Origin of the sequence: Geothrix terrae, from assembly GCF_022808775.1 — a bacterium.
Taxonomy (GTDB): domain Bacteria; phylum Acidobacteriota; class Holophagae; order Holophagales; family Holophagaceae; genus Geothrix; species Geothrix terrae.
This window is the reverse complement of record NZ_JAKZLA010000001.1, coordinates 1-23,437: the sequence shown is the minus strand read 5'-3', so window position 1 is coordinate 23,437 and position 23,437 is coordinate 1. Positions and strand designations below refer to the sequence as shown.

Here is a 23,437-nt window from a genome sequence, read left to right as displayed (position 1 = left end):
ATGATTCCCCATCAAGCGGTGGCGGCGAGAGCCCCGGTCAGGCCTTGACGTACCCCATGGCCTCAACGATGCGTCCCTCCCGGACCCGCATCAGGTTGAGGCCGCGGACGGATTGCGCGGCATCGGCGCCCCACCGGTACCGCCACCGGATGACGACGCGCTCGCCCGCGACCAGCACCTCCTCCCGCTCGAACCAGGTGCCGGCGGCGCTCGCCAGGCCCTGCCAGACCGCCAGGCACGCGGCCTTCCCGACGTGCCGGGAACCGTCCGGGGCGGGCTGGGTGTTCTCGATGACGCAGTCGTCCGCCACGAGCGCCTCCATGGCCTGGGGGTCGTGGTCGTCGAAGGCCTGGTGGAACCTGCGGATGGTCTCCTTCGTGGCCAGCGAAACGCGGTCGGAGGGCCCCAGGATCTCGATGTCGGCCGGGGCGAGGGATGCGTGGCTCATGGGCGACTCCTTGTCGAGGTGAGGGCAGGGTCGGCCCTGCCAGGTGGGGAACCGGGGAGCGGGAAGCCCCGTCAGACGGCGGGCGCGGGCATGCCCATCGCCTCCCAGCCTTCCCGGGTGGGGCCGTAGAACTCGGGGACGAGGATGCCGGCCTGGCGCATGAGCACCGTCATCTGGCCCCGGTGGTGGACCTGGTGGACCAGCACGGCGAGGAGGACCTGGCCCCGCCGCCAGTGCATGTGCCCGAAGACGACCTCCACCTTCTCGAGGTCGGCGTCCTCCCAGGTCGCCAGGGCCTGCAGCAGGGATTCGGCCGAGCGGGTGTAGGCCTCCACGATCGCGGCCATGTGCTGGGGAGGCGGCACTGCGAGTTCGCCCCGCTCATCGCGGGCCGGCCCGCCGATGCGGAGCCCGATCTGGGCGGCGAGGGTTCCCATGCCGCCCACCAGGTGCCACGCCAGGCGGCGCAGGTCCCGGTAGCCGGGCGCCACGGACTGCTCCAGGGCCTGATCGGGGATGGCCCTCAGGATCTTCAAGGTGTCCTCGACCTCCTCCTTCCACGTGGTTCTGAAGTCTTCCAGGCGATTGAACATGACGGCCTCCTCAAGGTGAACGAGGAGTCTGCGCCCCCCCTCCTGACAACCTGGTGGCAGGAGGCTCGCGGAGTGAGTTCAATCCGCTCGGGAAGCCTTCGCCGCCGCGTGGGGGGTCCCTGTGGAATGTCTTCGATGGGGGAAGAGGTCGGATCGGGGGATCAGCGTCCCCGGGCCACCCCTCCCGCAGAGAGGAGGCCATGCGCCTGGACGGCTTCATCCAGAGCGGCGATCAAGGCGGGCACCAGGGGTTCCGGGCCCTTGGCGGAAGCCCGGTACAGCGCGCTCAGCCGTCGGAACCCCACGTGGGGGACTGCCGTGACATGGACCCAATCGGCGAACTCTCTACCGAGGGCGAGCGCGGGTACGATTGCGGCGCCCAAACCGGCCGCCACGAGGGAGAGGACCGTCGGGTACTCGACGCAGATGTGCGCCCGCTCGGGGGTGAACGCGTGTCTCACCGCGAGCCGCTCCAGGGCCTGGGCGATGGGGGTTTCCGGCGGCCCCGTGATCCAGCGGCGAGTCGCCAGATCCTTCATCGGATGGGAGGCGAGCGGCCACGCCGACGGCACGACAACCCGGTAGCCGTCCTCCGCCAAGGGCCTTGCCGCCAGACCTTGGTACGAGGGTTCCTCCACCCCCCCGTCGTGTTCCACGATCACCAGGTCCACGCCACCGCTGCGCAGCTCCTTGAGGGCGGGCGGGCCCTCCAGTTCGATCACGCGGGGCTGGAGGTCAGGGTGGGTCCTGGCGAGCGTCCGGATCGTCGGCACGACGAGGTGCCGGATGACGGTCGAAAACGAGGCGATCACCACCGGACCGCTCAGCCGCCCGCTCAGCGCCGTCAACTCGCGCCGGCCCTCGGTCAATTCCACATGGATCCGTTCCGCCCGCGCCGCCAGGAGCCGGCCGGCGGCTGTCAACCCCGCGGGGCGCTGCGAACGGTCCAGCAGGTCGACCCCGACTTCGCGCTCGAGCAGGGCGATCTGCTGGGACACGGCCGAGGGCGTCAGGTGGAGCAGCTGGGCCGCATCGGAGACGCCGCCCCGGAGCCCTACGGCCCGCAAGATCAAGAGACGGCGAGGGTCGAGGTCCATTAGATAATCTTAACTTTATCTTTAAAAAATATCGAAATATTTTTAGAAAAACTTCGCCTAAATTGAACCCTGGAGGACATGGTCATGACGGACGAATGGCGGGTTCAGTTCGATGCGGAGGTGACCTTCCTCAACGGAGGCGGCCTCCAGGCTCAGGGCTTCCGCCTGGACATCCCCGGCACGGACATCACCGACCAGGAGCTGGCCGGGATGTTCATCCGGAGCCTCAGCCTCCTGATGGTCGAGTCGGTCCGCTTCACGAACCGGCAGCTGCTCCGGGAACCCCACAAGGGGTCGCGCGGAACTGAGCACGGAACGGAGGCGGGCCCAGTCCGGCCGGGCCCGCGGCGCTTGATCGAGTTGAGCCACACCATCCGGCACGGGATGGTGACCTATCCCGGCCTCCCAGGCCCGGAGATCACCGGGCACCTCAGCCGGGAATCCTCCCGCACCATCTACGCGCCAGGCTGCGAATTCCACATCGGCCGCATCAGCATGGTCGCGAACACCGGCACCTACCTGGACACGCCCTTCCACCGGTATGAAGGCGGTGCCGACCTCGCCGGCATCCCCCTGGCCTCGCTGGCGAATCTTGAGGGCCTCGTCCTCCGCCTCGCCGGAAGCGCCCAGCGGGCCATCGACCGCGCTGCGTTCCTCCCCTACGACGTCGCGGGCAAGGCGGTGCTGGTCCACACTGGATGGGACCGCCATTGGGGCACCGAGCAGTACGGGGAGGGGCATCCCTACCTCACCTCGGACGCGGCCGAATGGCTCGTGGCGCAGAAGGCCGCACTCGTCGGCATCGATTCGCTGAACATCGACGACACCCGCGACGGCGCCCGGCCTGTCCACTCCGTCCTGCTGGCGGCGGGCATCCCCATTGTGGAGCACCTGACGGGGCTGGATCAGGTGCCCGTCCAAGGGTTCCGCTTCCACGCCGCGCCCCCTCGCGTGGAAGGGATGGGGACTTTCCCCGTGCGGGCCTTCGCCATCGTCGAGGAATCGTGAAACCTGCGATCGAGCTGAAGCCCGGCCAGCGGCCTGGATTGGCTTGAACCCCCGGCGGTTCCCACCGGACCAGCCTCCACCGCGCGCGAGGTCTCACCCCACCTCGAACACCGCCAGCCCGTCCTGCAGCGTCGTCGTCCCGCGGATGGAGACGACCTCGCCCACGCGGAAGGGGCGCTGGCGGCGGCGGAGGACGGGGGGGAAGGCGACGGCTTCGCAGAGGCCGGTCTCGTCCTCGAAGGTGACGAACTGCATGCGCTCGCCCTTCTCGGTGGCGACTTCCTTGTCCGCCACCACCAGGGCCCAGAAGCGGAGATGGCGCCCCGGTTTCTCCCCGGCCAGGATCTTGGCCACGTCGGCGGCGCGGTCGGGCCCCCCGCCCTTCCGCACGCGGGCGAGGGCGGCGGGGTGGATCTCCAGGGTGAGGTCCATGGTCTGCAGCTCCAGATCCGCGCGGTCAAAGGCGTCCGTGGGGCGCGGGCGCACGCCGGGGGGCACGCCGCCCAGGCGGGCCCACATGAGGCGCGTGCGGTCGCCGTCGGGGGCCCAGCGGTCGAAGGCCCCGGCGGCGCAGAGGGCCTCGGCGGTGGTGACGGAGGGTTTCACGCGGCCCAGCAGGTCGTCCAGACCCGCGAAGGGGCCCTGCTGCTCCCGGTTCTCCAGCAGCCGGTGCACCTCGGGCGCCAGGGCGCCCTGCACCTGCATGAGGCCCACGCGCAGGGCCTGCTCGCCCTCGGCGCTGAAGGCCCAGGCAGAGGCGTTGGCATCGGGGCCCCGCACCACCAGGCGGTGGCGGCGGGCGTCGCCCAGGTAGGCGATGGCGGGGTAGTAGCCGCCCTGGTTGGTGATGACCGACGCGAAGAACACCGCCGGGTGGTGGGCCTTGATCCAGGCGCTCTCGAAGCTCACCTGGGCGTAGCTGGCGGAGTGCGGCTTGCAGAAGGAGTAGCCCTGGAAGGTGCGGATCATGTCCCAGGCCTCGTCCACGGTCGCCTGTCGCGCGCCGCGGACCGCGCAGCCGGCGCGGAACCGGGCCTCGAAGTAGGGCAGCTTCTCCTCGCAGTCAGGCTTGCCCAGCAGCTTGCGGAGCTGGTCGGCCTCGAAGTGGCTCCAGCCCGCCAGCGCCACGCAGACCTTGATGACATCCTCCTGGTAGACCAGCACGCCATGGCTCTCGGACAGCAGCTCGTTGAACACGGGGTCGCTGGGTTCCCAGGCCTCCTCGCCGCGGCTGCGCTTCACGTAGCGGTCCACCCAGCGGTAGGCGGCGGGGCGGATGAGGCTGCTGTGGATCACCAGCGTCTCGAAGTCGCCCTTACGCACCCGCTGCTGGAGCTGGCGCGTGGCGGGGCTCTCCACGTAGAAGACGCCGATGCTGTCGCCCCGGGCCAGCAGGGCCTGGGTGTCGGGGTCGTTGCGGGAGTGGTCGCCCGGCTCGGCGGGCACGGCGTCGCCCAGCACCGCGTAGGCGTCGCGGATGACGGCGAGGCTGCGGTTCCCCAGCAGGTCGATCTTCACCAGCCCGTAGTTCTCCACGCCGTCCTTGTCCCAGGTGGTGGTCGACACCTTGTCCTTGGCCGGCGCGGGCTGGAAGGCGGCGTGCTCCCAGAAGGGCCCGGGCGTGATGACCGTGCCGCCGGGATGCACGGAGAACTGGTGGAAGTGGCCCTTCAGCGCCAGGGCCTGGCGCAGGATCGTGTCCCAGGCGGGGTTCTCGGCGGCGCGGACAAGGCCCCCTTCCCAGCCGCGGACGTAGCGGGCCAGCTGCTTCAGCTCGCTGTCGGGCCGCCCGTGGGCCTGGGCCACGGCCCGCAGGGCGCCCTTGGCCTTGAAGAAGGCGTGGTTGGCCACCATGGCCACGCGGTCGCGGCCGTAGCGCTCGAACACCTTCTGGATGACGTCCTCCCGCTCGTCCCAGGCGAAGTCGATGTCCATGTCCGGCGGGTCCTTGCGCTCCTTCGTGAGGAAGCGCTCGAACATGAGGTTCGTGGCCACGGGATCCACGTTGCTGAGGCCCAGGGCGTAGCTCACCAGGGAGGCCGCGCCGCTGCCCCGGCCGCAGATGCGGGGTTTCGCGCCCTGGGCGGCCCGCACGATGTCCTCCACCAGCAGGAAGTAGCGGGCGAACCTCATGCTGGAGATGAGGTCCAGCTCCCGCTCCATGCGGGCGAGGATGTCCCCGCGGAGCTCCGGGAAGCGCCGCGCCACGCCCGCACGCACCTTCTCGCGCAGGAGGGCATCCAGGTCCGCGCCTTCGCGGCCCAGGGGCTCGGCCAGCACCCACGCGCCCCAGTGGATGGACCAGCCGGAGATGCGCTCCAGGACGGCGGCCGTGGCCCGTTCCACGGCGGGCTCGCCGAAGGGGAAACGCGCCTCCCAGTCGGCGCGGGGAACGGCCGCCTCGGCGGGATCCCACAGGGCTTCCGTGCGGATGAGCGTGGCCTGCTGGTCGATGGCCCGCTTGAGGCGGTGCATCTCCAGGCCCTCGGCCGTGCGGAAGCGCAGCACCTGGGGCGCCACCACCTCCAGGCCCGCCGCCAGCGCCTTCCGCGCCTCCTGGACCCGGCGGGGGTGGGCCAGCAGGGCGCCGTAGAGGCCCTCCCGCAGCAGCGCGTCCAGGCCCGCGAGATCCTCGGCCAGCAGCACGCAGTCCCGGGGTGGCTCTGGCGCGCCCAGGCCCGGGATGTCGGGCCCCGGCGCCGCGTCGTGGGCCTGGGCCGAGAGCAGGCGGTTCAGGGTGGCGTAGCCCGCGTCCGTGAAGGGCAGCGCGCCGTAGCCGTGGCCCCGCCAGGTGAAGCGGCTGCCCAGGTGCAGGCGGAAGCCCGCCCAGCGCGGGTCCGGCGGCAGGCCCTCCAGGCGCCGCGCCTCGTGGATCCATTCCAGCTCCGCCCGCAGCTTCGGATAGCCCGCCACCCCCCGGTCCCAGCAGACCAGGTCGCGGTAGCCCAGGCGCCGCGCCAGCGACAGCAGCTGTTTCGCCGGGTAGACGCCTTCACCAACGCTGAAATCGGAGATGCCGAGGGCGAACATGGGGGCCTCAGGCGCCCGGGGCCATCCACCCCGGCAGGACGGCGCGGTCGGGGAAGCGGCGGCGGAGGCGGGCGAGGGCGGGTTCGAGGCGCTCGAGCTTGGCGTTCCGGGGATCCTCGAAGAGGGGCCGCTCGCGGCCCAGACCCCAGGCCAGGCGCAGCTCCACCTCGCGCACGAGGAGACGGCGGGTGGCGCCCGCCAGGAAGGCCTGCTGGAGGCGACGGGCCAGGACCAGGGGGGGCGCCATGAGGTCCTCGGGGGCGGCCCGCCAGGTGTGGGGCTCGCCATCCACGTCCCACCAGCGCAGGGTCAGCGTCCGGGGATGGCGGGGATCGGACCAGAGCCAGTCCAGGCAGCGGGTGGCCAGGGCCACCTCCTCGGGCAGGCGGGGGGGCTGGAGGCGCCAGCCGTGGCGGGCGTGGCCGGGGCGCTCGGTGAGCAGGGGCAGGCGGGGCCGGTCCTCGCCGCGCACCCGGGCCCGCAGGTCCGGCGCCAGCTTGGGGTGGATCAGCTCCGCCAGCACGGGCAGGGGCACGGGCTGGAGGTCGCCGAAGATCCGCAGGCCCAGGCGGTGGAAGCGGTCGTGCAGACGCGGGGGCAGATCCGGCAGGCGGCGCAGGGGCTGGGGGGCCAGGAAGGCGGCCTCGGCCCCCTCCCCCACCCGCTCCAGCTCATGCTCGGCCCGGGCGGCGAGCTGGGCGGCGGTGGCGCTGAGGGACAGGCCGCCATGGCTGGCCCAGCCGCGGCGCTCGGCCAGCTCCCGGCGCATGCGCTCGGCGGTGTCCGCCAGGGGCCCGAAGAGCCGCTGGGTGCCCTGGAGCTCCACCAGCGCCTCCCCCAGGCGGCCGAGCTGGCCCTGGGGGGTCCAGTGCTGGAGGAAGGTCCCCAGGTCCGCCTGGGCCTCCCACCAGATCTGGGGCGAGGGATCCAGCACCCGCAGGCCCGGCGCCCGTCGCAGCGCCTGGTCCAGGGGCAGGCCCGGGGCCAGCCCTTCGGCCCGGCCCAGCCGGTTCACGAACCAGAGCACGGGTGAGCGGGGGCTCTCGGGGCTCAGGAAGGCCAGGGGCCGGTCCCGCAGGCCCCCGTCCCGCCCGCAGGCCAGCTGGAACGGCAGCTCGGGAACCCACATCGCCAGCACTGGATCCTCCTGGGGGATCCAAGTATGGCGAATTTTTAGCGAAATTCAATCCTGGAGATCCTGCCCATCGAGGCTCGCGGGCTACGCCCGTGCGTATACGCAAATCGCGCAGCGGTTTGCGCCCTGGATGGGCGGAGATGAGGCCCTCAGACCCTCACTACATCTGGAACCGGTGCGTGCACTCCACCCAGCTCTCGGAGCCATCGCGATACTTCTCGCGCTTCCAGATGGGGACGCGCTGCTTGATCTCGTCCATGATCCAGGCGGCGGCCTGGAAGCTCTCGGCACGGTGGGCGCTGCTGGTGGCCACTAGAACGGCGGCCTCGGTGAGGGGCACCACGCCGATGCGGTGGTGGATGCCGCAGCGGGTGAGGCCGTAGCGCTCGATGGCCCGCTCGCGCAGGAGGCCCAGCTCCTTCTCGGCCATGGGCACGTAGGCCTCGTAGGCCAGCTCCAGCACCGGGCGGCCTTCGTGGTGATCCCGGGCCCGGCCTTCGAAGAGGACGAGGGCGCCGGCGTGGGGGTCCTCCATGACATTTCGTAAAGCCATGGCGTCCAACGGGGCTTCCTGAACCGATATCCAGGGAATCATGCGTGCCTCTCTCCGCTCCAGACCCAACCATACATTGAACCGATATCTCTGAGGGCCGCCATGACCAGCCTGCACATTGATCCGAACACCGTCTTCGACACCCTGGGCCGCCACATGCTGGTGGACGGCTTCCACCTGGTGATGGACCTGGAGAAATCCCACGGTTCCTGGATCGTCGATGCCCGCGACGGCCGCAAGTATTTGGATTTCTACACCTTCTTCGCCACGACGCCCCTGGGACACAACCACCCGCGCCTGCGGGAGCCCGAGTTCGTCCAGTACCTGGGCGAGATCGCCGTCAACAAGCCGGCCAACTCGGACATCTACACCACGGCCTTCGCGGAGTGGGTGGAGGCCTTCGGCACCCATGCCGCGCCGGACTACCTGCCCCACCTGTTCTGGATCGACGGCGGGGCCCTGGCGGTGGAGAACGCCCTGAAGGCCGCCTTCGACTGGAAGGTGCGCAAGAACCTGGCGGCGGGCAAAGGCGAGAAGGGGTCGCAGGTCATCCATTTCCGCGAGGCCTTCCACGGCCGCAGCGGCTACACCCTGAGCCTCACGAACACCGCTGATCCCCGCAAGCATCAGTATTTCCCCAAGTTCCCCTGGCCCCGGGTGCCGAACCCCAAGCTGGAGTTCCCCGTGGACCTCGCCAAGGTCGAGGCCGCGGAGGCGGAATCCATCGCCGCCATCGAGGCCGCCGTGGCCCAGAATCCGGATGACATCGCCTGCCTCATCATCGAGCCCATCCAGGGCGAGGGCGGCGACAACCACTTCCGCGGCGAATTCCTGAAGAAACTCCGAGTCCTGGCGGATCGTCACGATTTCCTGCTGATCTTCGACGAAGTGCAAACAGGCTTCGGCGCCACGGGCAAGTGGTGGGCCCACCAGTGGTTCGACGTGCAGCCCGACATCATCGCCTTCGGCAAGAAGGCCCAGACCTGCGGCATCGCCGCGGGCCGGCGGCTGGACGAGGTGGAGAGCGTCTTCAAGGTGCCCAGCCGCATCAACAGCACCTGGGGCGGCAACCTGGTGGACATGGTGCGCGGCACGCGCATCATCGACGTCATCCGCGAGGAGAACCTGCTGGAGCACGGCGTGACGCAGGGCGCGCGCCTGCTCAAGGGCCTGCAGGAGATCCACCGCGACTTCCCCGAGCTCACCTCGAACCCCCGCGGCCGCGGTCTCTTCTGTGCCCTGGACATCGCCACGCCGGAGCTGCGCAACGCCGTGGTGGCCAAGGGCCACGAGCTGGGCATGATGATCCTCTCCACGGGCTTCAAGGGCCTGCGCTTCCGCCCCGCCATGAACCTCCGGCCGGAGGACCTGGACCTGGGTGTGGAGCTGCTCCGCAAGGCCGTGGCACAGGTGGCCGCCACTTCCCCTACCCTGGTGGGATGAAGATCGAGCTCTACTGCGACGGCGCGTGTCTAGGGAACCCCGGTCCGGGTGGCTGGGGGTACCTGCTGCGGGTGCACCTCGCGTCCGGCATCCAGGAGAAGGAAGCCTCGGGCCCCGAGGCGGAGACCACCAACAACCGCATGGAGCTGACGGCGGCCATCCGCGGACTGGAGGCGCTCACGAAGCCCTGCCAGGTGCTGCTCCAGAGCGACAGCCAGTACGTGGTGAAGGGCATCACCACCTGGCTGAAGGACTGGAAGCGGCGCGGCTGGAAGAAGGCTGACGGCAAGCCCGTCCTCAATGCGGACCTCTGGCAGGCCCTGGACGCGCAGCTGGCGCGGCACCACGTGGAGGCCCGCTGGGTGAAGGGCCATGCCGGCCACGCGGAGAACGAGCGGGTGGATCGACTGGCCAACGCAGCGGCGCAGTCCGTGGCATGAGAAACGGGCCCCGGAGGGCCCGTTTCCCGACGCGGAACGTCGACTACCTCCGCTTGGGGAACTTGTAGACGATCTCGGGCGTCCAGCCGCGCACGGGCTTCCCGTCGCGGATGGCGGGGGCGAAACTCGATTTGTTGGCGGCGTCGATGGCCGCCTCGTCGAAGCCGAAGGCCCCGGATACCCCTTCGATCACAGACACCTTCAGCGGCTGGCCCTGCTCACCCACGAACACCTTCAGGCGCACGATGTGATCCAGGTTCGTCTCCCACCGCATCTGGACGGCCCGGAGGGGGAAGATCGGGACCACCTGGTTCACCACGCGGGCGGGCTGGTCATTGACGGCAGCCACCTGCCTGGACGCGGCAGTCTGGGGAGTGGGTACGGGCGTGGGCACCGCCGCCGGGCGCGAGGCCTCCTGCATGGGCTGCGGCTTGGGCGCCTCGGGCACCGGCGGCGCCGCGGCGACCTTGGTCTCGGCGGCCTTCTTCTGCTCGGCCAGCCGTTGCTCGGCGGCCCTCTGCTCGGCCATCCGCTGCTCCGCGGCCTTCTGCTGCCGCTCGACCTCCTGCTTGCGCTGCTGGGACTCTTCGAGCTGCTTCTGCAGCTTGGCCTTCTCCTCGGAGGACTTGGTCTCGCCGAGCTGCTTCTGGAGCTGGGCGGTCTTATCCGCCTCGGCCCGGGCCTTGGCGTCGAGGTCGGCCTTCTGCTGCTCGATCTCCGCCTTGATCCGCTGGAACTCCGCCAGCTGCGCCTGGACGGCCGGATCCACCTTGGGGCGCCCGAAGAACATGTAGCCCAGGCCCAGGATCACCACCGCGGCGAGGCCGCCGCCGATGAGGACCGTACGGTTCTTCTGGCTGACCTGCTCGTCCGCATGGCCGTCGATGTGCTCAGCGCGGGTGGCGCCGCTGCGCAGGCTCTCGCCGGCGGCGGTGTAGCCGAGGAAGTTGTCGCCCTGCTCGGCCTTCATGGCCGCCGCATCCCGGTCGTTCTCCTCCCGGAAGAGCGTGTGCATGAAGAAGGCCATGTTGAACGTGGTGGGGCTGTACTCGCCGTCGTAGAGCACGCGTTCGAGCTCGGTGCTGAAGTCCTCCACCGTGGCGAACGGCTGGCGGCCCAGCAGCAGGCGGCCGAGGAAGGCGCGGATCTCCGTGGGCAGCGGCGCTTCTTCCTGGGCGGCCTTGAGGGTGGCCTGGTCCAGGGTGGCCTGGAGGTCGCCGCCGACGGGCAGCTTCTCGAAGGTGAGCAGCTCGTAGAGCACGGCGCCCAGCGCGAAGAGGTCCGTCTGGAGGGCGTTGTTCTCGGGCCCCTGAAGGTAGGGGGCCAGCTTGCGTTTGGCCATGGGGGCCTTGGCCAGCATGCCCTTGGCGATGGCGGCGAAGGGCGCGTCCACGAGCTGTGTAGCCCCCTCGAAGCTCACCCACACGCTGTAGGGGCTCAGCACGCCGTGGCTGACGCCCTTGGCCTGCATCTGGACGATGCCCTGGGCCACGCCCTGGATGACGGTCAGGGCGTGATCCACGCCGAAGGGGATCTGCTCCTGCCGGGCCTTCTCGATGAGCTGGGCGAGGCTCCGGCCGGGCACGTAGTCCCAGGCCACGTGGGGGGTCTTGGCCGTCTCCAGCCGATAGCCCATGCCGTAGATGCGGGCGCCGCCCAGGAGGGACACCACGCGGCCGGCCTCGGCCAGGTGCGCGTTCATGCCGGCCTGGAACATCTCCTCAGAGAAGGTCCGCACCAGCATGTGGCGATCGAAATTGCTCCCGGCAATGACCACCGCCCGATGGATCGAACCGAAGGGATCGTTGGCCAGTTCAGAGGCCAGGAGATAGGACCCGAGGCGGGTGTAGGTGCCCATGACTGCTCCAGAGGGGATGTCCTGAAAGATAACCTAAGGTGCGCGCATTCGCCTAGCGCCGTCAGGCGCGGGAATTCACGGTTCGGACGGAAGTTCCCACTGGTCGCCGGCCGCCCGCCAGGCCAGGATCCAAAGGTTCGCCGTGGCGTGCACCCCATTGGAAAAAGCCAGCTGAAGCTGTGCGAAGGGTACGGACAGATCGTCCCAGGGGCCGATGCGGCGCCCCGTATCCTCGTCGAAGTGATCCCGGAGGCGGCGGTTCCGTTCGAGCTTGGTGGCCAGGAGGCGGCGCAGGGGCGGCCCCGGGTCCAGGCTGCCCGTGGCGGCCCAGTAGGGCTCCTGAGTCACCAGCAGGTGCGTCAGGTTCTGGTCGGCGTAGGCCTCGAAGCTCTCCCGGAGCGGGCTCAGCCCTTCGGTCACGGAGGGATCCGCCAGCAGCTGGACCATGTGGGCCAGCACGCCCAGGTCGCGGACGATGTCCTCGGGCCGGCGATTCTCGTCGCTGAGGCGGAGGACCGTGCGGAACTGGGCCTCCACCTGCTCCACGGTGGGCGGCTGGTCGTTGGCCACGCCGCGCGCGCCCTCCAGCAGTTCCCGGGGATGGGCCCTCAGCAAAGCGGCCATGCCCTTGGGCAGCAGGCGGACGGCCTTGGCCGTCTGGGCCTCGTGGACCTTGGGCGACCAGGCCCCCAGCGGCAGACACGCCCAAAGCAGGGCCAGAAGGGCGCCTTTCGGTTCAGGCATCAGAGGTCTCCACGGGGACGGCCGGTTCCGCCATCCCGTCCTGGCGATCCAGAGGGATGCCCAGGGCCCGGAGGCGGTGCAGCAGGGTGGTGCGGCGCATGCCGAGGCGCCGGGCTGATTCGCTCTTGTTCCAACCGGTGGCCTGGAGGGCCTCCTCGATCAGGTGCCGCTCCAGGTCTTCCAGGAAGCGGCCCAGACCCTGGTTCTGGGGCAGGTGCGGAAAGGCCGGGGAGGGGAGGAGTCCCGCCACGGACGCGGGAAGGTCCTGGTGGAGCAGCCGCTCGGGATCGGAACCCAGGGCCATGGCCCGCTCCACGGCGTTCTCCAGCTCGCGCACGTTGCCGGGCCAGGGGTAGGCCTCCATGGCCTGCAGGGCGGCGGGCTCCACCTGCTTGAGGGGCAGGTTCAGCTCCCGAGCAAACTTGCGGAGGAAGTGGGCCACGAGCACGGGGATGTCCTGAGGGTGCTCGCGCAGGGGATGGATCTGCACGGGGATCACGTTCAGCCGGTAGAACAGGTCCTCCCGGAAGCGCTTCTGCTCCACGAGGCTGGCCAGATCCTCGTTGGTGGCGGCCACCAGGCGGAAGTCGGCTTTCAGCGTGCGCGCGGACCCCAGCGGGGTGAACTCGCGCTCCTGGATCACGCGCAGGAGCTTCACCTGCAGGCTCGGAGGCATGGTGCCGATCTCGTCCAGGAAGAGGGTGCCGCCCTCCGCCTGCTGGAAGCGCCCGGCCCGATCGCTGCGGGCGTCCGTGTACGCCCCCCGCACGTGGCCGAAGAGCTCGTCCTCCAGCAGCGTCTCCGGGATCGCGCCGCAGTGGATGGGGACGAAGGGCCCCTGGGACCGCGGGCTCCACTGGTGGATGGCCCGGGCCGCCAGCTCCTTGCCGGTGCCCGAGGGCCCGGTGATCAGCACGGTGGAGGGCGATGGCGCCACACGCCGCAGCAGGCTCTGGAGCTTCTGCCAGGCGTCGGAGCAGCCCACCATGGACGGGCCTTCGGCCTGTCCTTCGATCTGCTCCCGCAGCCGCTTGTTCTCCTGGTTCAGCTGCGCCTTCTCGATGGCCCGCAGCAGCGTGTGCTCCAGCTCCTCGGTACGGAAGGGCTTGGGCACGTAGTCGTAGATCCCCATGCGCATGGCCTGGAGGGCGGTCTCCACCGAGGTCGAACCGGACAGCACGACCACCACCGTGTCGGGCTTGGCCACGGCCTCCCGGGCCAGGTCGAGGCCATTCAGGTCCGGCAGCATGAGATCCACCACCGCCAGGTCGAACCGCTCGTTCCTCAGGAACTGGGCCCCCCGCCGGCCGGACCCGGTGCCCACCACCTCATGGCCGTGCCGGGACAACAGCGTGCCCACCACATCGAGGATGGTGGGATCGTCGTCCACCAGCAGGGCCCGGGCTGGATTCATGTTTGTCAGGGTCCCTGGCCCGGGGCCCCCTGTCAAGGTTTGGACAGCCCAGGTAGACTGCCCCCATGCTCTCCAGATCCAGCCTGTGGCAGCGCCTGTCCGGGGCTTCGCTCTGGCCCCTGGCCTGGGCCCTCGCGGCCGCTTGCGCCGTGCCCTGGCTGCTTCCGGAGCGGTGGGACGGCCACCTCGCCCCGCGGTGGGTGGCCCTCGGCGCCCTGGCCTGGCTGTTCACCCTCCCCCTGTTCCGGATCCGCCGCTGGGCGGTGGTCCCGCTCGCCCTGGGGCTGGCGGGGTTCACCTTCCTGGGACTGGCGCGGAAGGCCCGGTGGGAGGCAGCCCTGCCCACCGGTTTCCAGGCCCTGGAGGGCCGCATCGATGCCCCCTGGACCCTCCAGGGCGAGCGGCTGCGGAGCCGCCTGGAGGTATCCGCCCCCGAGCCGCTGAGGGGCCTCTCCCTGCCCCTTACCATCCCTGCCGAGGGCGAGCAGGCGCCGCCCCTTCCGGGTGCGCCCGTTCGCCTGCGCGCCGAGCTGCGGCCCGTGCAGCCCGCCCCCGTCTTTCTGGCGGAACGCCCCCTCTGGCGGGCCCGCAGCGATGAGGCCCCCCGGCGCATCCACCTGGCCTCGGCCCAGCTGATGGAGGCCGCCGGGCCCCCCGCGCCCTCCCCCCTGCTGCGCCTCCAGGCCTTCGCCCGGCGGCGCTTCGAGGCCCTGCCCCTGGGCGCCACCGCAAAGGATCTGTGGGGGGCCCTGGCCATGGGTATCCCGCCGGCGGACGAGACGCACTTCAGCGTCTTCGCCGAGAGCGGCACCATCCACATCCTGGTGGTATCTGGCCTCCAGGTGACCCTCGTGATGGCCGCGGTGGAAGCCCTCCTGCGCCGCCTGCGCCTGCGGGGAGCCGCGGCCGGCGCCATCGCGGCGGGCCTGCTCTACTCGGGCCTGGTGGGCTTCTCGGCGCCGGTGTGGCGGGGGCTTTTCATGGGCATCGCCTGGGCCGTGGGCCGCAGCAGCGGCTGGAAGCTGCCACCGGTGGCGGGCCTGCACCTGGCCCTCCTGCTCTGGCTGCTGGGCCACCCGGCGGCGGGCGTGGAGCCGGGCTTCCTCCTGGCCTGGTGGGCCCTGCTGGGCCTGCTGTGGGGAGCGGAGCCCCTGGCCGGCCTGCTGTCGCCGCTGCTGGGCCGCCTCGCCCTGCCCTTCGCGCGGCTGGCGGCGCCCTGGCTGTCCACCATGCCGCTGCTGGCCCTGCTGCATGGCGGCGCGCCCTGGTGGGGCATTCTCGCGAACCTGCTGGTGCTGCCCCTGGTGGCCTTCCTGACTCCCCTCTGTCTCCTGCTGATCCTGGTGCCCCTGCCCGGCCTCACCCAGGGCGCGGCGGCCCTGCTCGCCTGGATGGGCGACCGCCTGGTGCCCGCGCTTACGGGCATCGCGCCCCTGGCCACGGGCCAGCTGTGGCCCTGGCTCCTGCTGGCCCTGGGCTGGCTGGCCCTGGCGCACCTGCAGGGGACGCTGCGGCGCACCCGGGCGCTGACCCTGGGCCTCGTCGCCGCCTCCCTGGGGCTGCTGGCCTTCCGCGGCGTGGGCCGCGCGACAGATCTGCTCTCGCTGGAGGCCGTGGACGTCGGTCAGGGCGACGCCCTGCTGCTGCGCGTCCCCGGGGGCGACGCCACCCTCATCGACACGGGACCCGGGCCGTGGACGGGCCGTCGCCTGGCGCGGGTGCTGAGCCGGCGCGGGGTGCGGGAGCCCGTGCACCTGGTGCTCACCCACGCGCACGGCGACCACGCGGGCGGCTGGGCCACCCTGGCGCGGATCTGGCCGCTGGCCTCGACCTCAGTGCCAGTCACCTCGGAAGACGAGGACCCATGGGAAGCCTTCCTCCCCGCCGGCGCCGATCCCGCAGGTCTGCTGCGCGGCGACGCATGGACCCGCGGCGAGGCTGCCTTCAGCGTGCGCTGGCCCGCCCGGGCCTACGCCCTGCCGGACGCCAACATGGTGTCCACGGTGCTGCGCGTGACCTGGCGGGACCGGGAGCTTTGGCTCATGGGCGACGCCCTGGCCATCCAGGAGCGGGACCTGCTGGACCTGGGCGATCCCGGCGCCGTCCACGAGGCCGGGCCGCACCGCCTCCTGAAGGTGGGGCACCACGGCAGCCGCAACGCCTCGGATCCGGCCTGGATCTCGGCCCTGCGACCCGAGGTGGCCCTGATCCCGGCGGGCCTGCGTAACCGCTTCGAGCATCCGCATCCGGAGACCCTGGCCACGCTGCATCAGGCGGACGTGGCCGCCTGGATCACGGGGCCCTGCTCCGGCGTGCGCCTGTCCGCCGTTCCGGCAGGCTGGCGCGTCGAGACCGGCGATGGCGCCCTTTCCCTCACGCCTCTTCGAAGTAGCCCGAGGCCTTGAGCGTCTCCACCAGCCGCTGGCTGCCTTCGAGGTGGTTGGCCTTCCACTGCATCGGCGCCTCGGGTCCCACGTCGTTCACGACGACCAGCGCCCCGCCGCAAGGCACGCCGGCGGCGTGGCAGGCCGCGAAGACACCCGTGAGCTCCAGATGCTCGGCCGGGGCCACGGAGGCCAGCAGGGCCGCGCCTTCCAGAGTCTTGGTGATGGCGGGCGGCACGGCCACGGCCTGCGGCGGCAGGGGCCCGGCAAGCGTGGACGCCCAGCGGATGCGTTCGAGGCCGGGCCGATAGGCGCCGCCCTGCCGTTCCTCCTGGGACGTGGCGATGGCCACGGAGGCCCACAGGCACTCGAACAGGGCCAGACGCTCGTCATAGCGCCCGCAGGTGCCCAGGAAGAGCACCGCCTCAGGCCGCCGCTCCGCCAGCAGCCGCGCCGTGGCCACCGCAGCCGTCACGGCGCCGATGCCCACGGTGGCGGTTTCCCAGCCGGGCGGCGGATCTCCGGCCAAGGGACCCAGTTCCGGAGCGAAGGCGGACAGCAGCAGGCGCATGAGCAGCAGTCTACAAGTGATCCAGAGCCCACGCCGCGACGGGGATGGAGAGGCTGTTGCCCAGCAGCCGGTAGCGGGCCTCCAGCGACAGCCCCGCGGGAAAGCGGAAGCGTTCGGGCAGGCCCAGCAGCCGCGCCACTTCAGTGGGCGAGAACCGGCGAACGCCGCGCTGCGTCTTCAGGAAAGAGCCGCTGCCCACGAAGCGCTGGCCGTAGCCGCCGATGAAGCAGGTGCTGCGGCGGTCCTCCGGCGCCACGAAGTCCATCCCGTGACGGTGGCGGGCCAGGACCTCGGGCCGCAGATACAGACTCTCGTCCCCTTCCGCGTCCAGGAAGTCTTCCAGGGGGCACGGGGGCAGGTCCGGCAAGGGCTGCGCCGCCAGAGGCTTCCGCGAGGCCACGATGAAGATGCGGGGCCGCTGGTTGGGCAGGCCGAAGCGGCTGGGGCAGGCTTCCAGGTCCAGGCGGTACAGTCCGTGTGCGCGCAGGCGCTCCGCCAGCAGGGCATGGGCGTCCGAGCCCAGGAAACCGCCGACGTTTTCCAGCACCAGGCGCTCCGGCGGCGCCTGGTCGAACAGATCCATGAGATGGCGGAAGGCCCGGCAGCGGCGGTCCTCCAGGCCATGTTTGTTCCCCATGCGGCAGAAGGGCTGGCAGGGCGGGCTCATGAGCCACGTGTCGGCCCCGGCGGCCGCCAGTTCCACGAGGGGGATCGTGGCCAGTTCACGGGCCCTCGGGGCCTCACCGTGGTTCAGGGCATAGGTGGCGTTGGCCGCCTCGCTCACATCATAGGCCACCGCCACGCTGCCCTTGTTCCCGAGGGCCAGGCGCCAGCCCCCCAGGCCCGAGAACAGCTCGAGGACGCGCATCGGCCTAGCTGCAGCCGCAGCTTCCGCAGCCGCCGCAGGAGGCCGCCGCGGCCAGGGTCGTGCCCCGGGCCAGTGCCTGCCCCTCGATGAACAGGCGCAGGCCCATGACCAGCCCGGCGGCCGCATCGGCCCAGGGGAACCAGCGGTCGAGCAGCGCCCCGGCCAAGAGCAGGCCGCCCAGCTCCATCAGGGCGCGGGTTCGGGAAGCGTCCGATGCGAGGCTGGGATGGATCCCCGCCTGGGCCCGCTTGGCCCACCAGAGGGGCGCCAGGAGAGCCAGGGCCACGCCCGCCAGAATGAGCGGGGTGGAACCCGCCTGGGGCCTGCGGTCGCCCATGAGGGCCGCCGCGGCGGTCAGGATGGCGCCCAGGGCCAGGAGGCGCAGAAGGTGGCTGGCGAGGCGGAGGGTCAGGCGCTCCCGCTCCAGGCTGCGGTTCCCGAAGCCCTCCCGGACGCGCTGCCCCACCACCAGGGAGGGCAGGCCCAGCAGGAGGCCAGCGGCACCGAAGGTCCAGAGGGCGATGGCACCCTGGTCCAGGCCGATCCACAGGGCGGGCGCGCCCAGGAGCAGGCCCGCCGCGGCGGTGGTGAAGGCGAGGACCGGAGAGGCGTCCATCTTCATCGCGTGAGCTTCCGGTACTTGATGCGGTGGGGATCGAAGGGCTTCAGGCCCAGTACGTCCCTGCGGTACTGCTCGTACTCCGTGTAGTTCCCGTCGAAGAACTGCACCTGGGAGTCGCCCTCGAAGGCCAGGATGTGCGTGGCCAGGCGGTCCAGGAACCAGCGGTCGTGGCTCACGACCACGGCACTGCCGGCGAAGGACTCGATGGCCTCCTCCAGGGCCCGCATGGTGTTCACGTCCAGGTCGTTGGTGGGCTCGTCGAAGAAGAGCAGGTTGGACTCGCTCTTGAGGGTGAGGGCCAGATTGAGGCGGTTCTGCTGGCCGCCGCTCAGCTCGGAGACCTTCTTCTGCTGGGAGTCGCCGGAGAACCCGAAGCGGCTCAGCCAGGCGCGGGCGTTGATGAGCTTGCCGCCCAGCTCGATCTGCTCGTAGCCGCCGGACACCGCCTCGAACACGCTCTTGTCTGGGTTGAGGCCAGCGCGGAGCTGGTCCACGTAGGCCATGCGCACGGTCTCGCCGAGACGGATGGTGCCGGCGTCCGGCTGCTCCTGGCCCGTGAGCAGGCGCAGCAGCGTGGACTTGCCGGCGCCGTTGGGGCCGATGACGCCCAGGATGCCGCCCCGGGGGATGGCGAAGCTCAGCTTCTCGAAGAGCACGCGGTCGCCGTAGGCCTTGGTGACGCCCTCCAGCTCCGCCACCAGGTCGCCCAGGCGGGGACCGCTGGGGATGTAGATCTCCAGCTCCTGCTCTTTCTGGCGGCCCTCCTCGCCCGCCAGCCGTTCGTAGTTGGCGATGCGGGCCTTGCTCTTGGTGTGCTGGCCCTTGGGAGACATGCGGATCCACTCCAGCTCGCGCTCCAGGGTCTTCTGGCGCTTCTGGTCGGACTTCTCTTCTTTGGCCAGGCGGCCCTGCTTCTGCTCCAGCCAGCTGGAGTAGTTGCCCTTCCAGGGGATGCCCTCGCCCCGGTCCAGCTCGAGGATCCATTCCGCCACATGGTCCAGGAAGTAGCGGTCGTGGGTGACGGCGATGACCGTGCCCTTGTAGTCCTGGAGGTGCTTCTCCAGCCAGGCCACGGTCTCGGCGTCCAGGTGGTTGGTGGGCTCGTCCAGCAGCAGGATGTCCGGCTCCTGGAGCAGCAGGCGGCAGAGGGCCACGCGGCGGCGCTCGCCGCCGGACAGCACGGCGATCTTCGTGTCGGGGTCCGGGCAGCGGAGGGCGTCCATGGCCTGCTCCAGCCGGGAGTCCAGGTCCCAGCAGTCGTGGGCGTCGATCTTCTCCTGCAGCTCGGCCTGCTTGGCCAGCAGCGTGTCCATGTCCACATCGGGATCGGCGAACTGGTCGCTGATGGCGTTGTAGTCCTTCAGCCACTTCACTTTCTCGGCGGCACCCTCCTCGACGATCTCGCGTACAGTCTTGGCTTCGTCGAGCTGGGGCTCCTGGTCCAGGATGCCGGTGGTGTAGCCCTTGCTGAGCACGGCCTCGCCGTTGAAGTCGTGGTCCACGCCCGCCATGATCCGCAGCACGGTGCTCTTGCCGGATCCATTGAGGCCCAGGACGCCGATCTTGGCGCCATAGAAATAGCTGAGCGAGATGTCCTTGATGACGGGCTTGTTGTTGTAGATCTTGCCGACCCGCATCATCGAATAGATGATCTCGGGCTGATCTGATGTCGCCTTGGTGGAAGTCTTGGCCATGATCCGCTCAAAAGGGCGATTCTATCGTGCCCACAGGGCAGTCCCAGGCCCGGTTTGCCCGCCCAGTGGCTCCCCGAGGCCAAGGGGCTTGCGCGGGAAACCAGGCGCTTGTAATTTAAAGGCACCAAAACCCATACGCGGGCGTATGCGACGCCCGCCGGCCTGAATGGCCCGGAGACTCCCATGAACCAAGTGGTGGCGCGATTCCTGGACGGAACGACCCTGAAGGGCCAGACCAACGACTTCCTTCCGGCGAAGGATCTCTTCCACATCTCCTCGAACGGAAGCATCGATGCCAAGCCACTGGAGGTGAAGGTGCCGGACCTCAAGGCCCTGTACTTCGTCCGGAGCCTCCAGGGCGATCCGGAGCATCAGAAGACCAACGAATTCCCGCCCAACGCCCCGGCCCCCGGCCGGAAGGTCAAGGTCACCTTCAAGGACGGGGAGGTGCTGGTGGGCACCACGCAGGGGTACCAGCCGGGGCGGCCGGGGTTCTTCCTGCTCCCGGCCGACCCGCGCTCGAACAATGAGCGGTGCTACATCGTGACGTCCGCCACCCAGTCCGTGGCGTTCGTCTAAGGCTCGGTCAGTCCAGTGCGGCCTGGGCGGCCGCCAGGGTGGCGATGGGCACGCGATAGGGACTGCAGCTCACGTAGTCGAGCCCCACGCGGTGGAAGAAATTCACGCTGCGGGGATCGCCCCCATGCTCGCCACAGACGCCCAGCTTGATGCCGGGACGCGCCGCTCGGCCCTTCTCGCAGGAGATGCGCACCAGCTCGCCAATGCCCTCCTGATCCAGGCTCTGGAAGGGATCGTCCTCCAGCAGCTTCTTGCCCACGTACTCGGGCAGGAAGCTGCCCGCGTCGTCGCGGCTGAAGCCGAAGCCCATCTGGGTGAGGTCGTTGGTGCCGAAGCTGAAGAACTCGGCCTCCTGGGCAATCTTGTCGGAGGTGATGGCGGCCCGGGGAATCTCGATCATGGTGCCGATGGGGCAGGCGAACTGGGTGCCGCGCTCCTGGTTCACCAGGGCGATCTCGTCCAGCATCTCGGTCTTGGTGTAGGTCAGCTCCCGCACGGTCCCGATGAGCGGCACCATGATCTCGGGAATGGCCTTGACGCCCTCGGCGGCCACATTCAGCGCCGCCTCGGCGATGGCGCGGACCTGCATGCGGATGATCTCGGGGAAGGTGATGCCCAGACGGCAGCCGCGGTGGCCCATCATGGGGTTGAACTCGTGGAGCTGCGTCACGCGGCGTTCCACGGTGCCGAGGTCCACGCCCAGCACTTCCGCCATCTCCCGCTGGCCCGCCTCGTCCTGGGGCAGGAACTCATGCAGGGGCGGATCCAGCAGGCGGATGTTCACGGGCAGGCCGTCCATGGCTTTGAAGATGCCTTCGAAATCCTCACGCTGCATGGGCAGGAGCTTGGCCAGGGCCTTCTTGCGGCCCTCGGTGTCCGTGGCGAGGATCATCTCGCGCACGGCGATGATGCGGTCGCCTTCGAAGAACATGTGCTCCGTGCGGCAGAGGCCGATGCCCTGCGCACCGAAGGCCCGTGCCACAGCCGCATCATGGGGCGTGTCGGCGTTGGTGCGGACCTTCATCCGCTTGGCCTCGTGGCTCCAGGCCATGATCTTGGCGAAGCGCTGGTAGAGCTCGCTATCCTCGGCCTTCAGGCGGCCGTCCACCAGCACCTGATTCACTTCGGAGGGATGGGCGCTCAGCTTGCCGGCGAACACCTCGCCCGTGGAGCCGTCCATGGAGATCCAGTCGTGGCCGGCCTTCAGCTGATGGTCGCCCACCTTCACCAGGCCCTTGGCCACGTCGATCTGCACAGCCGAGGCACCGCAGACACAGGGCTTGCCCATGCCGCGGGCCACCACGGCCGCGTGGCTGGTCATGCCGCCGCGGGCCGTGAGGATGCCCTGGGAAGCCACCATGCCGGAGATGTCCTCGGGGCTGGTCTCCACGCGCACCAGCACCACGGGACCCTCCTGAGCCATCTTCTCGGCCTGCTCGGCCGTGAGGGCGATGCGCCCCGTGGCCGCGCCGGGACCGGCGTTCAGGCCCTTGGTGAGCAGCTGGCCCTCCTTGCGAAGACGATCCTTCTCCTTCGGATCGAAGACGGGCGCCAGGAGCTGGGAGAGGCTGTCGGCATCGATGCGCCTCAGGGCCGTGTGGCTGTCGATGAGGCCTTCGTCCACCAGGTCGATGGCGATGCGGATGCCGGCCATGGCGGTGCGCTTGCCGTTGCGCGTCTGCAGCAGGTAGAGCTTCCCGCGCTCGATGGTGAACTCGATGTCCTGCATGTCCTTGAAGTGGGTCTCGAGGCGCTTGCAGGTGGCGTCCAGCTCCGCGAAGGCCGCGGGCATGGCCTCTTCGAGGCTCTTCAGACCGGTACCGTCGGCCTGCGCCCGGGTGATGGGCTGGGGCGTGCGGATGCCGGCCACCACGTCCTCGCCCTGGGCGTTGATGAGGTACTCTCCGTAGAACAGCTTCTCGCCGGTGGCAGGATCGCGCGTGAAGGCCACGCCGGTGCCGCAGTCGTCGCCCATGTTGCCGAAGACCATGCTCTGCACGTTGACGCCCGTGCCCCAGTCATCGGGGATGCGGTGGAGACGTCGGTAGGTGATGGCGCGGGCGGTGTTCCAGCTTTCGAAGACGGCGCGGATGGCGCCCCAGAGCTGCTCCATGGGCTCCTGAGGGAAGGCGTGCCCGGTCTCTTCCCGCACGATCTCCTTGAAGGCGGCGACGAGGGTCTTCCAATCATCCGCGCTGAGCTCCGTGTCCTGGTGCTTGTGGAGCCGCTCTTTCGCGCGCTCCAGCTCCGCCTCGAACAGCGCGTGCTCCACACCCAGCACCACGTTGCTGTACATCGTGATGAAGCGGCGGTAGGAATCCCAGGCGAAGCGGGGATTGCCGCTGGCCTTCTCCAGGGCCAGCACGGTCTGGTCGTTGAGCCCCAGGTTGAGCACCGTGTCCATCATGCCGGGCATGGACACGCGGGCGCCCGAGCGCACGGAGAGCAGGAGCGGGTTCTCGTGGGAGCCGAAACCGCAGCCGCGCACCCCCTCGAGCCACTTCAAGGCATCGACCACTTCGGCCTTGAGGCCCTCGGCGAGCTTGCGGCCATGGGTGTAGTAGGCGTTGCACTGCTCCGTGGTGAGCGTGAATCCCGGGGGCACTGGAATGCCCAGCCCCGCCATCTCGGCCAGGTTGCAGCCCTTGCCCCCCAGAAGGTTGCGCATGGCCGCGCCCCCTTCGTTACGGTTTCCCCCGAAGGTGTAAACACCTTTGCTCATCAGATCCTCCACGCGGAACCTTCAGTGTATCCGCCGCGACAGATAAATGGCCTGCGGATGCGGAGATCCGTACGCGAAAACGGGCCACCTCGAAGGATGGCCCGTTTGGGATTTAACGTCGCAGCGACCTACTTTTCCACTCCTGTGGGGAGCAGTATCATCGGCCCTCCAGGTCTTAACGGCCGTGTTCGGGATGGGAACGGGTGTGACCCCTGGGGAAAAGCCGCGACGAAG

Annotated in this window: 19 protein-coding genes and 1 rRNA gene; 5 read left to right on the top strand and 15 right to left on the bottom strand. The window is 70.1% G+C overall.

The annotated features are described in order from the left end of the window. Positions 1-37: 37 nt before the first annotated feature. The 3 genes from MLE42_RS00100 to MLE42_RS00090 form a co-directional block, all read right to left on the bottom strand. Positions 38-448: a nuclear transport factor 2 family protein gene (locus MLE42_RS00100; RefSeq protein ID WP_243285844.1), complete on the bottom strand. Its 411-nt coding sequence runs from the start codon at positions 446-448 to the stop codon at positions 38-40. Positions 449-519: 71 nt separating this feature from the next. Next, the gene (locus MLE42_RS00095; protein WP_243285843.1) at positions 520-1,041 is read right to left on the bottom strand and encodes a DinB family protein; all 522 of its coding nucleotides are present in this window, start codon (positions 1,039-1,041) and stop codon (positions 520-522) included. 161 nt (positions 1,042-1,202) lie between these two features. Then, on the bottom strand, positions 1,203-2,138 hold the full coding sequence (locus tag MLE42_RS00090; RefSeq protein ID WP_275975619.1) for a LysR family transcriptional regulator: 936 nt from the start codon (positions 2,136-2,138) through the stop codon (positions 1,203-1,205). Positions 2,139-2,222: 84 nt separating this feature from the next. On the opposite strand from MLE42_RS00090, the gene MLE42_RS00085 reads away from it, so the two are divergent. Next, the gene (locus MLE42_RS00085; RefSeq protein ID WP_243285841.1) at positions 2,223-3,146 is read left to right on the top strand and encodes a cyclase family protein; all 924 of its coding nucleotides are present in this window, start codon (positions 2,223-2,225) and stop codon (positions 3,144-3,146) included. A gap of 93 nt (positions 3,147-3,239) precedes the next feature. Here MLE42_RS00085 and MLE42_RS00080 read toward each other — a convergent pair whose 3' ends face one another. The 3 genes from MLE42_RS00080 to MLE42_RS00070 form a co-directional block, all read right to left on the bottom strand. Next, complete coding sequence (locus tag MLE42_RS00080; RefSeq protein WP_243285840.1) at positions 3,240-6,176, bottom strand: helix-hairpin-helix domain-containing protein; 2,937 nt, start codon at positions 6,174-6,176, stop codon at positions 3,240-3,242. Between the two features lie 7 nt (positions 6,177-6,183). After that, positions 6,184-7,305, bottom strand: a complete 1,122-nt coding sequence (locus tag MLE42_RS00075; RefSeq protein WP_243286416.1) for a Y-family DNA polymerase — start codon at positions 7,303-7,305, stop codon at positions 6,184-6,186. Positions 7,306-7,471: 166 nt separating this feature from the next. After that, positions 7,472-7,906, bottom strand: coding sequence for a molybdenum cofactor biosynthesis protein MoaE (locus MLE42_RS00070; protein WP_275975618.1), 435 nt, complete (start codon positions 7,904-7,906; stop codon positions 7,472-7,474). Between the two features lie 60 nt (positions 7,907-7,966). Here MLE42_RS00070 and lat point away from each other — a divergent pair, with 60 nt between their 5' ends. Together lat and rnhA are read left to right on the top strand one after the other, a co-directional pair. Beyond that, the gene (gene lat, locus MLE42_RS00065) at positions 7,967-9,307 is read left to right on the top strand and encodes an L-lysine 6-transaminase (RefSeq protein ID WP_243285838.1); all 1,341 of its coding nucleotides are present in this window, start codon (positions 7,967-7,969) and stop codon (positions 9,305-9,307) included. Next, a complete protein-coding gene (rnhA, locus tag MLE42_RS00060; protein ID WP_243285837.1) occupies positions 9,304-9,747 on the top strand; it encodes a ribonuclease HI in 444 nt (147 codons plus the stop codon). The genes lat and rnhA overlap by 4 nt, the downstream gene beginning before the upstream one ends. 43 nt (positions 9,748-9,790) lie before the next feature. Here the strand turns inward: rnhA and MLE42_RS00055 are convergent, their stop codons facing one another. From MLE42_RS00055 to MLE42_RS00045, 3 genes are all read right to left on the bottom strand, one after another. Beyond that, positions 9,791-11,605 carry an energy transducer TonB gene (locus MLE42_RS00055; protein WP_243285836.1) on the bottom strand — a complete coding sequence of 605 codons (1,815 nt, stop codon included), beginning with the start codon at positions 11,603-11,605 and terminating at the stop codon, positions 9,791-9,793. A 75-nt stretch (positions 11,606-11,680) separates the two neighbouring features. After that, complete coding sequence (locus tag MLE42_RS00050) at positions 11,681-12,349, bottom strand: hypothetical protein (protein ID WP_243285835.1); 669 nt, start codon at positions 12,347-12,349, stop codon at positions 11,681-11,683. Next, entirely contained in the window at positions 12,342-13,763 is a 1,422-nt protein-coding gene (locus MLE42_RS00045) for a sigma-54-dependent transcriptional regulator (protein WP_243285834.1), read from the bottom strand. Before MLE42_RS00045 ends, MLE42_RS00050 begins: the two co-directional genes overlap by 8 nt. A gap of 65 nt (positions 13,764-13,828) precedes the next feature. Here MLE42_RS00045 and MLE42_RS00040 point away from each other — a divergent pair, with 65 nt between their 5' ends. Then, the gene (locus tag MLE42_RS00040; RefSeq protein WP_243285833.1) at positions 13,829-16,168 is read left to right on the top strand and encodes a ComEC/Rec2 family competence protein; all 2,340 of its coding nucleotides are present in this window, start codon (positions 13,829-13,831) and stop codon (positions 16,166-16,168) included. Here MLE42_RS00040 and MLE42_RS00035 read toward each other — a convergent pair. The 4 genes from MLE42_RS00035 to ettA are packed head-to-tail and all read right to left on the bottom strand — an operon-like array spanning position 16,137 to position 19,902. Continuing rightward, positions 16,137-16,718: a phosphorylase family protein gene (locus MLE42_RS00035; RefSeq protein WP_243285832.1), complete on the bottom strand. Its 582-nt coding sequence runs from the start codon at positions 16,716-16,718 to the stop codon at positions 16,137-16,139. The genes MLE42_RS00040 and MLE42_RS00035 overlap by 32 nt on opposite strands. A gap of 10 nt (positions 16,719-16,728) precedes the next feature. Continuing rightward, complete coding sequence (locus MLE42_RS00030; protein WP_243285831.1) at positions 16,729-17,586, bottom strand: DNA cytosine methyltransferase; 858 nt, start codon at positions 17,584-17,586, stop codon at positions 16,729-16,731. Between the two features lie 4 nt (positions 17,587-17,590). Next, on the bottom strand, positions 17,591-18,208 hold the full coding sequence (locus MLE42_RS00025; RefSeq protein WP_243285830.1) for a hypothetical protein: 618 nt from the start codon (positions 18,206-18,208) through the stop codon (positions 17,591-17,593). Then, entirely contained in the window at positions 18,205-19,902 is a 1,698-nt protein-coding gene (gene ettA / locus MLE42_RS00020) for an energy-dependent translational throttle protein EttA (protein WP_243285829.1), read from the bottom strand. Before ettA ends, MLE42_RS00025 begins: the two co-directional genes overlap by 4 nt. Before the next feature lie 183 nt (positions 19,903-20,085). Between ettA and MLE42_RS00015 the strand changes: the two genes are divergently transcribed. Beyond that, positions 20,086-20,481 carry a DUF6982 domain-containing protein gene (locus MLE42_RS00015; RefSeq protein ID WP_243285828.1) on the top strand — a complete coding sequence of 132 codons (396 nt, stop codon included), beginning with the start codon at positions 20,086-20,088 and terminating at the stop codon, positions 20,479-20,481. A gap of 7 nt (positions 20,482-20,488) precedes the next feature. Here the strand turns inward: MLE42_RS00015 and ppdK are convergent, their stop codons facing one another. Both ppdK and rrf read right to left on the bottom strand, forming a co-directional pair. Next, entirely contained in the window at positions 20,489-23,203 is a 2,715-nt protein-coding gene (gene ppdK, locus MLE42_RS00010; RefSeq protein WP_243285827.1) for a pyruvate, phosphate dikinase, read from the bottom strand. Between the two features lie 115 nt (positions 23,204-23,318). Then, positions 23,319-23,434 (bottom strand): 5S ribosomal RNA (rrf, locus tag MLE42_RS00005). Positions 23,435-23,437 lie beyond the last annotated feature (3 nt).

Bases quoted from the DNA above. Each gene is read 5' to 3' on its own strand.
- MLE42_RS00055 (WP_243285836.1), bottom strand. From the start codon at position 11,605: ATGGGCACCTACACCCGCCTCGGGTCCTATCTCCTGGCCTCTGAACTG.
- MLE42_RS00015 (WP_243285828.1), top strand. From the start codon at position 20,086: ATGAACCAAGTGGTGGCGCGATTCCTGGACGGAACGACCCTGAAGGGC.
- MLE42_RS00040 (WP_243285833.1), top strand. From the start codon at position 13,829: ATGCTCTCCAGATCCAGCCTGTGGCAGCGCCTGTCCGGGGCTTCGCTC.
- MLE42_RS00100 (WP_243285844.1), bottom strand. From the start codon at position 448: ATGAGCCACGCATCCCTCGCCCCGGCCGACATCGAGATCCTGGGGCCC.
- MLE42_RS00090 (WP_275975619.1), bottom strand. From the start codon at position 2,138: ATGGACCTCGACCCTCGCCGTCTCTTGATCTTGCGGGCCGTAGGGCTC.
- MLE42_RS00070 (WP_275975618.1), bottom strand. From the start codon at position 7,906: ATGATTCCCTGGATATCGGTTCAGGAAGCCCCGTTGGACGCCATGGCT.
- MLE42_RS00080 (WP_243285840.1), bottom strand. From the start codon at position 6,176: ATGTTCGCCCTCGGCATCTCCGATTTCAGCGTTGGTGAAGGCGTCTAC.
- MLE42_RS00030 (WP_243285831.1), bottom strand. From the start codon at position 17,586: ATGCGCGTCCTCGAGCTGTTCTCGGGCCTGGGGGGCTGGCGCCTGGCC.
- rnhA (WP_243285837.1), top strand. From the start codon at position 9,304: ATGAAGATCGAGCTCTACTGCGACGGCGCGTGTCTAGGGAACCCCGGT.
- ettA (WP_243285829.1), bottom strand. From the start codon at position 19,902: ATGGCCAAGACTTCCACCAAGGCGACATCAGATCAGCCCGAGATCATC.
- MLE42_RS00085 (WP_243285841.1), top strand. From the start codon at position 2,223: ATGACGGACGAATGGCGGGTTCAGTTCGATGCGGAGGTGACCTTCCTC.
- ppdK (WP_243285827.1), bottom strand. From the start codon at position 23,203: ATGAGCAAAGGTGTTTACACCTTCGGGGGAAACCGTAACGAAGGGGGC.
- MLE42_RS00035 (WP_243285832.1), bottom strand. From the start codon at position 16,718: ATGCGCCTGCTGCTGTCCGCCTTCGCTCCGGAACTGGGTCCCTTGGCC.
- MLE42_RS00095 (WP_243285843.1), bottom strand. From the start codon at position 1,041: ATGTTCAATCGCCTGGAAGACTTCAGAACCACGTGGAAGGAGGAGGTC.
- MLE42_RS00050 (WP_243285835.1), bottom strand. From the start codon at position 12,349: ATGCCTGAACCGAAAGGCGCCCTTCTGGCCCTGCTTTGGGCGTGTCTG.
- lat (WP_243285838.1), top strand. From the start codon at position 7,967: ATGACCAGCCTGCACATTGATCCGAACACCGTCTTCGACACCCTGGGC.
- MLE42_RS00025 (WP_243285830.1), bottom strand. From the start codon at position 18,208: ATGAAGATGGACGCCTCTCCGGTCCTCGCCTTCACCACCGCCGCGGCG.
- MLE42_RS00045 (WP_243285834.1), bottom strand. From the start codon at position 13,763: ATGAATCCAGCCCGGGCCCTGCTGGTGGACGACGATCCCACCATCCTC.
- MLE42_RS00075 (WP_243286416.1), bottom strand. From the start codon at position 7,305: ATGTGGGTTCCCGAGCTGCCGTTCCAGCTGGCCTGCGGGCGGGACGGG.